The sequence below is a fragment of the Neisseria sp. P0008.S010 genome (assembly GCF_051962715.1).
Lineage (GTDB): Bacteria > Pseudomonadota > Gammaproteobacteria > Burkholderiales > Neisseriaceae > Neisseria > Neisseria elongata.
Genome location: NZ_JBQCVA010000199.1, coordinates 1 through 363, shown reverse-complemented (window position 1 = coordinate 363; position 363 = coordinate 1). Strand labels below are relative to the sequence as shown.

The following is a 363-nucleotide window of genomic DNA, read 5'->3' as shown; positions in this document are numbered from 1 at the left end:
ATACTCGTCAGCGCACAAAACCAAGACGCCAACGGCAAAGTGCTGGATATGGACGATGCCATTTCCCAACTCGAACAAGCACTCGCCCTGGCCAAAAGCCTGAACAAAGCCGCCCAAACCGCCAATAACCATCCAACCGACGAAGCAACCCAAAGGGGCCGTCTGAAAGACGCCCTCAAAGACCTGAAAGAGGCCGGTTTAATCCAAACCGCCCCCGCCGGTATTGCTACCGCAACCCAACAAAGCCAACTGCATACCGCCAATGAAAACATCCACCTCGTCAGCGGCAGCCATACCGACATCAGCGCCGGCCAAAGCCTGACCGCCCATGCGGCAGAGGGCCTCAACCTGTTTGCGCAAAGC

At 57.0% G+C, this 363-nt stretch carries 1 protein-coding gene; it reads left to right on the top strand.

The features are described 5' to 3' along the window. On the top strand, positions 1 to 363 hold a 363-nt coding region (locus ACTHSL_RS13205), incomplete at both ends, for a DUF2345 domain-containing protein (protein WP_440381702.1).